Origin of the sequence: Pseudomonas sp. UBA4194 (assembly GCF_002379585.1) — a bacterium.
GTDB lineage: Bacteria > Pseudomonadota > Gammaproteobacteria > Pseudomonadales > Pseudomonadaceae > Aquipseudomonas.
Genome location: NZ_DFUE01000084.1, coordinates 35,123 through 43,398, shown reverse-complemented (window position 1 = coordinate 43,398; position 8,276 = coordinate 35,123). Strand labels below are relative to the sequence as shown.

Annotated in this window: 7 protein-coding genes; 4 read left to right on the top strand and 3 right to left on the bottom strand. The window is 63.1% G+C overall.

The window, feature by feature from the left end:
• Positions 1 to 36 precede the first annotated feature (36 nt).
• From dnaQ to B3397_RS20105, 3 genes are all read right to left on the bottom strand, one after another.
• Positions 37 to 768, bottom strand: coding sequence for a DNA polymerase III subunit epsilon (dnaQ, locus tag B3397_RS20115; protein WP_296253449.1), 732 nt, complete (start codon positions 766 to 768; stop codon positions 37 to 39).
• A gap of 66 nt (positions 769 to 834) precedes the next feature.
• Positions 835 to 1,287 (bottom strand): ribonuclease HI, encoded by a 453-nt coding sequence (rnhA, locus tag B3397_RS20110; protein WP_296253447.1) that lies wholly within the window; start codon positions 1,285 to 1,287, stop codon positions 835 to 837.
• Complete coding sequence (locus tag B3397_RS20105) at positions 1,284 to 2,057, bottom strand: class I SAM-dependent methyltransferase (RefSeq protein ID WP_296253444.1); 774 nt, start codon at positions 2,055 to 2,057, stop codon at positions 1,284 to 1,286. The genes rnhA and B3397_RS20105 overlap by 4 nt, the downstream gene beginning before the upstream one ends.
• 82 nt (positions 2,058 to 2,139) lie before the next feature.
• Here B3397_RS20105 and gloB point away from each other — a divergent pair, with 82 nt between their 5' ends.
• From gloB to B3397_RS20085, 4 genes are all read left to right on the top strand, one after another.
• Entirely contained in the window at positions 2,140 to 2,919 is a 780-nt protein-coding gene (gene gloB, locus B3397_RS20100) for a hydroxyacylglutathione hydrolase (RefSeq protein ID WP_296253443.1), read from the top strand.
• 99 nt (positions 2,920 to 3,018) lie between these two features.
• Complete coding sequence (locus B3397_RS20095) at positions 3,019 to 4,470, top strand: lytic transglycosylase domain-containing protein (RefSeq protein WP_296253441.1); 1,452 nt, start codon at positions 3,019 to 3,021, stop codon at positions 4,468 to 4,470.
• Positions 4,471 to 4,631: 161 nt separating this feature from the next.
• On the top strand, positions 4,632 to 6,461 hold the full coding sequence (locus B3397_RS20090; protein ID WP_296253439.1) for an extracellular solute-binding protein: 1,830 nt from the start codon (positions 4,632 to 4,634) through the stop codon (positions 6,459 to 6,461).
• Entirely contained in the window at positions 6,458 to 8,275 is a 1,818-nt protein-coding gene (locus B3397_RS20085) for an extracellular solute-binding protein (protein WP_296253437.1), read from the top strand. The genes B3397_RS20090 and B3397_RS20085 overlap by 4 nt, the downstream gene beginning before the upstream one ends.
• The last annotated feature ends 1 nt before the right edge of the window (position 8,276 follow it).

Here is an 8,276-nt window from a genome sequence, read left to right as displayed (position 1 = left end):
CACCCCAAATCCCCGATCAACCCCCAATCACCCCAATCAACCCCCCAACTGCATCCACAACGCCTCCCCCCCCGCAGACTTCCCGATCACCTCCAACCGCGCCATATGCTCAGCCAACTCAGTGTCACTGGCACGGATGATGCGCGCTGGCACGCGGCCGGCAGGCAGGCGGCGGATCTCGCTGCCCTGGTTGCCGTTGCCCTCGCCGTCGCTGGCATTGCCCGCCAGAGACAGGCTGGTCTGCCCCCCGGTCATGGCCAGGTAAACGTCGGCCAGGATCTCGGAGTCGAGCAGCGCGCCGTGCAACTCGCGGTTGGAGTTGTCGATGCCGTAGCGTTTGCACAGTGCATCCAGGCTGTTGCGCTGCCCCGGATGACGCTCGCGGGCCATGGCCAGGCTGTCGACTACGGTACAGTATTCGGCAATGTTGGCTCGCTCGGGCATGCCGGCGATGCGGAATTCGTTGTTCAGGAAGCCGACGTCGAACGTCGCGTTGTGGGCAATGATCTGGGCGCCCTGGATGAACTCGTAGAACTCATCGGCCACCTCGGCGAAGCGCGGCTTGCCGATCAGAAACTCGTCGGTGATGCCGTGGACGCCAATGGCGCCTTCGTCACTGGGGCGATCGGGCTGGACATAAACGTGAAAGTTGCGTCCGGTCAGGCGCCGTCCCATCAGTTCGACGCAACCGATCTCGATCACCCGATGGCCATCGGTGACCGGCATACCGGTGGTTTCAGTGTCGAATACTACGGAACGGATCGCCATGGGCAGCAGCTCTCAATCGGATGAACGAAAATCGCCGGGGACTTTACCACAGCCCCCGCCCCGTACCTACGCCTGGCGCATGGCCCGGACTTCGTCCACGCCCCGGTTTGCCAGATCGTCGGCGCGCTCGTTGCCGGGGTGGCCGTTGTGCCCGCGCACCCACTGCCATTTCACCTGATGGCGATTGACCTGCTCGTCGAGTTGCTGCCACAGGTCGGCGTTCTTCACGGGCTGCTTGGCGGCAGTTTTCCAGCCGCGCTTCTTCCAGTTGACCATCCACTCGTTGATGCCCTTCATCACATACTCGGAGTCGGTCACCAGCAGCACGTCACAGTTGCGCTTGAGTTCCTGCAAACCGCGGATGGCCGCGGTCAGCTCCATGCGGTTGTTGGTGGTAGTGGTTTCGCCACCCCACAATTCCTTCTCCACGCCCTTGCACACCAGCAACGCGCCCCAGCCACCGGGGCCGGGATTGCCCTTGCAGGCGCCGTCGGTGAAGATTTCCACAGTGTCACTCATCGGGCTTTTCCATCAATGTTCGGGTTGTCTCGGTTGACCTTGGCCATGGGCAACGGCAGCAGCTTGCCCATGGGCTCGCGACGCTGTTGCACCAACGGCCGCAGCCCCACCACCATCTTGCGTGCGACCAGTATATAGAAGCCGCCGCCGCTGCTTTGCCAGCTACCGGCGACACGTTCCCAACCGGCCAGGCGCGCCTGCCACTTGGGCGAGGCAAGCGGCGGACGATAGCAGCCAAACCTGCGTTTCTCCAGCCCGAAGCCCAGCAGGTTGAGCCAGTCGGCCACCCGCGAAGCGGAGAAGCAGCGGGCCTTGCCCAGGGCATCCTTGGCAAACGCATGGCGCAGGCCCCACGGGCTCCACGGATTGATACCAACGATCAGCAGGTGCCCGCCGGGGCGAACCGCACTGGCGGCTTCGCGCAGCAGACCATGCGGCGACAGGCTGAAGTCCAGCCCGTGCTGCAGGACCACCACGTCGGCGGCGTGCTCGCCCAGCGGCCACGCCTGTTCTTCGCAGACGATCTCCACGCCGGGCAACGGCGCCCCCAGACGCACGTTACGCTGGATCTGCCCGGCCACCGGCGGTGGCTCGGCGCTGGGCCCGTAATGCACCAGGTAGCCGCCGAAGAAACGCCCCAGCTCTTCCTCGAGCAGACGCTGCTCCTCGCCGAGCAACAACTGCCCGTGGGGGCCGGCGAACCAGTCGCGGGCTTCGCTGATCAGCGCCAGCCATTCTGGGTCGGCCTGCGCGAAGGCTGTATCGGTCATGACGATCTCCCACCCTGAGGTTCACCTGATGCCGGTTGGACACGTAAGATGAACCATTAATCGAAACCAAGCGAATCGAGCCATGATACAGATTGAAGCCCTGCCCGCTTTCTTGGACAACTACATCTGGTTGTTACAAGACACTTCGCAACAGCGCTGCGCGGTGGTCGATCCCGGCGATGCCGCGCCAGTGCAGCAATGGCTCGACGCCCATCCCGGCTGGCAATTGACCGATATCCTCATCACCCACCACCACAATGACCACGTCGGTGGCGTGCTCGCGCTCAAGGCGCGCACGGGTGCTACCGTCCATGGCCCGGCAGGGGAAAGCATTCCGGGGCGCGACCACGCCCTGAACGACGGTGAACGCCTGCGCGTCCTGGGCCTGGAGTTGCAAGTGTACGCCGTACCGGGGCACACCCTGGGCCATATCGCCTTTTACCACGAAGCCGATGAGACGCCGCTGCTGTTCCCCGGCGACACCTTGTTTGCCGCGGGTTGTGGCCGCCTGTTCGAAGGCACCCCGGCGCAGATGCACGCGTCCTTGCAGCGCCTGGCGGCCCTGCCGGACCACACCCTGATCTACTGCGCCCATGAATACACGCTCAGCAACCTGCGTTTCGCCCAGGCCGTGGAGCCAGGCAATACCCATGTTGCGCAACGCTTCGCCGACGTTAGCCACCTGCGGGCAGAAAATCGCATCACTTTGCCATCAACTATCGGGTTGGAAAAGCTGACAAACCCCTTTCTGCGAGCGGACGAGGTCAGCGTCAGGGAAAAAGCAGACGAACGGGCAGGCAGCCGCCATGCCACGGCACAGGGGGTTTTCACAACCTTACGTGCTTGGAAAGATAAGTTCTAAAGGCTGTTGTTTTGCGTCGAAAAATTCTCAAAGGTTGACCCTCACCCGTCTGCTTTCTAGAATCGCCCGACATTTTCGCCCGGAACTATCGTCCAGCCAATGTCGTCAACTATACGCAAAACCATCAATTCCGACGCATTGACGCGACTGGCCCAGGCCGTTGCAGTGGCGCTGTGCGCCGGCCTGGCCGGCTGTCAGAGCACCGCCCAGGTGGCGCCAACCGACACCGCCGCCGCTCGCCCGCACGCTCTGACCAGCCATGTACGGCCCAAGCCGATCTTCCAGAGCCAGACCCAAGCCAGAAAACCTGCACCCGACGATGTCTGGGAGCGCATGCGCGAAGGATTCCAGCTGCAAGACAGCGTCGCCGTCAACCCACGGGTCGAGCAACAACGCCTGTGGTTCGTCAGCAACCCATCGTTCCTGGAAAGTGCCGGCGACCGCGGCAGCCTGTACATGCACTACATCGTCGAGCGTCTGGAAGAGCGCGACATGCCGCTGGAGCTGGCCCTGCTGCCAGTGATCGAAAGCGCCTACAACCCCATGGCCTACTCGCGCGCCGACGCCTCGGGCCTGTGGCAGTTCATCCCGTCCACCGGTCGCTATTTCAACTTGCGCCAGACCCGTTTCTACGACGGGCGTCGCGACGTCACCGCCTCCACCGCAGCGGCACTGGACTACCTGAGCAAGCTGCACGAGATGTTCAATGGTGACTGGCTGCTGGCACTGGCGGCCTACAACGCCGGCGAAGGCACCGTCAGCCGGGCCATGGAGCGCAACGAGAAGCTCGGTTTGCCGACCGACTACTGGAACCTGCCCCTGCCACAGGAAACCCGCGACTACGTGCCCAAGTTGCTGGCACTGTCGGAGCTGGTGCAGTCGCCGGAAGCCTACGGGGTGAACCTCAACCCCATCGCCAATCGACCCTATTTCGACGTGGTCGAAGTCAACCAGCGTGTGGACCTGTCACGGGTTGCTGCCCTGGCCGGCATCGACGAAGACGAGATGTTCCAGCTCAATCCGGCGTTCAAGAAGCGTGTGACCATGGAGCCGACCCAGCATCTGCTGGTACCGACCGCCAAGGCGCAACTGCTCACCGCCAGCCTGTCGAACATGAAGCCTGACGAACTGCTGAGCCTGGCGCCGCCGCAGAAAGTCTTCGATGATGTGGCGATCGCCGAGCCGAGCCGTCCGCGCGCTTACAAGGTGCGCAAGGGCGACAACCTGGCGCTCATTGCCAAGGCCAACAAGGTCAGCACCCGCGACCTGCAGCGCTGGAACAAGTTGACCGGAAAGAATCTGAAGATTGGCCAGACCCTGGTCATGCAGGCAAACACGCCGTCCACGGGCCGGGCAGTGGCGTCGTCGGGTTCGTCCGCCAAGAGCAGCGCGCAGAAAACCACCACCTACAAGGTCCGCAAGGGCGACTCGCTGTACCTGGTGGCCAAGCGCTTCAATGTCGAGATGCAGCACCTCAAGCGCTGGAACCCACGCAGCGGTCATGCGCTCAAGCCTGGCCAGACATTAACGGTCTATCTGGATCGTAAATAACCTGCCGTGATCTGCGGTGGATGACGCGTCATCCACTGCAAACCCCAGACCCTACCCTGCCCCATCCCCTTCCCGCACGCCCCACTCTTTTTCCTGCTGATACAAACTGTTACTGTACCTGCAACAAAGCCCAAAGCCGCCTGGATCGGATCCGTGAATTGATGCGTCCCCTCCTCCTGCTCTCCCTAGGCCTGGCCTTGAGCTTTTCCGCCAGCGCCACGATCAGCGAAAGCCACGGTTATGCGCAATTCGGTCTGCTCAAGTACCCTGCCCGCTTCACCCATTTCGACTGGGTCAACCCCGACGCGCCCAAAGGCGGCACGCTGCGGGTCATGGCATTTGGCACCTTCGACACTCTCAACCCCTACACCTTCAAGGGCACCAGCCCGGTTCAGACACCCAACTTCCTGCAGTACGGCGTCAACGAGTTGAGCGAGCCGCTGATGGTGGGCACCGGCCAGTACGCCCCGTCCGGCGATGAGGCCACCTCCAGCTACGGTTTGATCGCCCAGTCGGTCGAGTTCAATGAGACCCGCAGTTGGGTGGTCTTCAACCTGCGACCCGAGGCCCGATTCAACGACGGCAAGCCGATCACCGCCGCCGACGTGGCGTTCTCCTATCGAACCCTGCTGAGCCAGGGCCACCCGCAATACCGCACCGCCCTTCAGGAAGTGCTGCGCGTCGACGTGCTGGGCCCGCGCCGAGTGCGCTTCGTGTTCAAACGTTCCGGCAATCCACTGTTGATCCTGCGCCTGGGCGAGATGCCGGTGCTGGCGCGACACTACTGGCAGGGTCGGGACTTCCAGGCCACCACCTTCGAGCCGCCGGTCACCAGCGGCCCATACCGCATCACTCAGGTGGTGCCAGGCCGGCGTCTGGTGTTCCAGCGCGACAGGAACTGGTGGGGCAAGGACCTGGCGGTGAACCGCGGCAAGTACAATTTCGACCGGGTCGAGGTGGAGTTCTATCGCGACAGCGACGTGGCCTTCGAAGCGTTCAAGGCAGGCGAGTTCGACATCTACATCGAGCACCAGGCCAAGAACTGGTCCAACGGCTACCGCTTTCCGGCGGTGGCAAGGGGCGAGGTGATCAAGGCGCAGATCCCTCACCGCATTCCCACGCAGACCCAGGGCCTGTTCTTCAACACCCGTCGCGCCACCTACGGCGATCCGCGAGTACGCCAGGCGCTGGGCCTGCTGTTCGATTTCGAGTGGACCAACCGGGCGCTGTTCAGCGACGCCTACCAGCGCACCACCAGCTACTACCCCAACAGCGAATTCGCCGCCAGTGGCCTCCCCGCCGGCAAGGAGCGCCTGCTGCTGTCACCGTTCAAGGATGCACTGCCGCCCAGTCTGTTCCTGGAGCCCTTCAGCGTACCCACCACCGAGGGCAACGGCATTCCCCGCGCCACCCTGCGCCAGGCTCTCACACTGCTGGGCGAGGCCGGCTGGAGCCTGAAGGGCGACCGCATGCTGAACAGCAAGGGTCAGCCGCTGCGCCTGGAAATCCTCCTGGTCAACCCTAACCTGGAACGTATCCTCGGGCCCTACGTGGCCAACCTTGCCAGTCTCGGTATCCAGGCCGAGTTACGCACCGTCGATCGCGCCCAGTACAAGCAGCGCCTGGATCAGTTCGACTTCGACATGATCCTGCTGACCCTCGGCCAGACGCTCAGCCCGGGCCTCGAACAATGGCAGTACTTTCATTCCAGTCAGGCCAATGTCAGAGGCAGCAAGAACTACGCCGGGATCGATAACCCGGTGGTCGACCGTCTGCTCGAACAATTGCTGAGCGCGCAGAACCGCGACGACCAAGTGGCCGCCGCCCGCGCGCTCGACCGCGTGCTGCTGTCACAGCACTACATGATTCCCAACTGGTACCTCAACTACCACCGCCTGGCCTACCGCAGCCGGTTGGCCTTTGTCACCACGCCGCCCTATACGCTGGGCCTGAGTGCCTGGTGGTTGAAGCCCACGGAGATCTCTCGATGATGCCATTGCGTGCCCTGTCCACGCCGATGGGCGCCGTGCTGTTGAGCGCGGTGGCCAGCCTGGCGCTCGCTGCACCCCAGCATGCCGTGACCCTGTACGGCGAAGCGCCAAAGTATCCGGCCGACTTTCAGCACTTCGACTACGTGAACCCGGACGCGCCCAAGGGCGGCACCTTCCGGCAGAACGGTTTCGGCGGTTTCGACAGTCTCAATCCCTATATCAGCAAAGGGGTGCCGGCCGCCGACGTCAGCATGATCTACGACACCCTGGCCCGCGCCAGCCTGGACGAGCCCTTTACCGAATACGGGTTGGTGGCGGGCCAGATCGAGAAAGCCCCCGACAACAGCTGGGTTCGTTTCTACCTGCGCCCCGAGGCACGCTTCCACGACGGCCACCCGATCCACGCAGAAGACGTAGTGTTCAGCTTCGAGACCCTGATGAAAAGCGGCTCGCCACTGTACCGTGGCTACTACGCCGACGTTGCCGACGTGATCGCCGAAGACCCCCATCGCGTGCTCTTCAAGTTCAAGCACAACGACAACCGCGAACTGCCGTTGATCCTCGGCCAACTCGCGGTGCTGCCCAAGCATTACTGGGAAGGTCGCGACTTTACCAAGAGCGGTCTGGACATCCCTCTGGGCAGCGGTCCCTACAAGGTGGCCGACGTACAGGCCGGGCGCTCGATTCGCCTGGAACGGGTCAAGGATTACTGGGCCAAGGACCTGCCCATGAACCGCGGCATGTTCAATTTCGATGCCTTGCAGACCGAATACTACCGGGACAACACGGTGGCCCTGGAAGCGATGAAAGCTGGCCAGTTCGATTACTGGTTCGAAACCAGCGCGAAGAACTGGGCCACTGCCTACGACATCCCCGCCGTACGCGAGCACCGGCTCATCCGCGAAGAGATTCCCAACGGTAACCCCACCGGCATGCAGGGCTTCGTGTTCAATTTGCGCAAGCCGATGTTTCAGGATCGCCGCGTGCGTGAAGCCCTGGCGGTGCTGCTGGACTTCGAGTGGACCAACAAGCAGCTGTTCAACGGCGCCTATACCCGCACCGACAGCTACTTCGAAAACTCCGACATGGGCGCCAGCGGCCTGCCAAGCCCTGCCGAGCTGAACATCCTCGAGCCCTTGCGCGGCCAGATTCCCGATGAAGTGTTCAGCACGCCGTTCAGCAATCCGGTCACCGATGCCAGCGGAGTGATCCGCGATCAGCAGCGTCGTGCCTACAAGCTGTTGCAGGAGGCCGGCTGGCGCATCCAGAACGACAAGATGGTGGATGCCCAGGGCAAGCCCGTGACCGTGGAGTTCCTGCTCGCCCAGCCGGAGTTCGAACGGGTGCTGCTGCCCTACAAACGTAACCTCGCGGACCTGGGCATCGAACTGGTCATTCGCCGGGTCGACGTTTCCCAGTACATCACCCGCGTACGCTCACGGGATTTCGACATGATCGTCGGCAGCTTCGCCCAGTCCAATTCGCCCGGCAACGAGCAGCGCGAGTACTGGTCCAGTTCCAGTGCCGACAAGCCCGGCAGCCGCAATTACATGGGCCTGCGGGACCCGGCCATCGACAGCCTGGTGGAAGGCCTGATCAACGCCAGCTCGCGCCAGGACCTGATCGACCACACGCGCGCCCTGGACCGAGTGCTGCTGTGGGGCAACTATGTGATCCCCAACTGGCACATCAAGACCTGGCGCGTGGCCTACTGGAACACCATCGGCCACCCCAGCGTGACGCCCAAGTACGACATCGGCACCGATACCTGGTGGAAAAAGCCCGAGTCCGCCGCCCCCCTCGGAGCGCAATGAC

Excerpts from the sequence above, each read along its gene's own strand:
- B3397_RS20095 (WP_296253441.1), top strand. The coding sequence starts at position 3,019 with ATGTCGTCAACTATACGCAAAACCATCAATTCCGACGCATTGACGCGA.
- B3397_RS20105 (WP_296253444.1), bottom strand. The coding sequence starts at position 2,057 with ATGACCGATACAGCCTTCGCGCAGGCCGACCCAGAATGGCTGGCGCTG.
- dnaQ (WP_296253449.1), bottom strand. The coding sequence starts at position 768 with ATGGCGATCCGTTCCGTAGTATTCGACACTGAAACCACCGGTATGCCG.
- rnhA (WP_296253447.1), bottom strand. The coding sequence starts at position 1,287 with ATGAGTGACACTGTGGAAATCTTCACCGACGGCGCCTGCAAGGGCAAT.
- B3397_RS20090 (WP_296253439.1), top strand. The coding sequence starts at position 4,632 with ATGCGTCCCCTCCTCCTGCTCTCCCTAGGCCTGGCCTTGAGCTTTTCC.
- gloB (WP_296253443.1), top strand. The coding sequence starts at position 2,140 with ATGATACAGATTGAAGCCCTGCCCGCTTTCTTGGACAACTACATCTGG.
- B3397_RS20085 (WP_296253437.1), top strand. The coding sequence starts at position 6,458 with ATGATGCCATTGCGTGCCCTGTCCACGCCGATGGGCGCCGTGCTGTTG.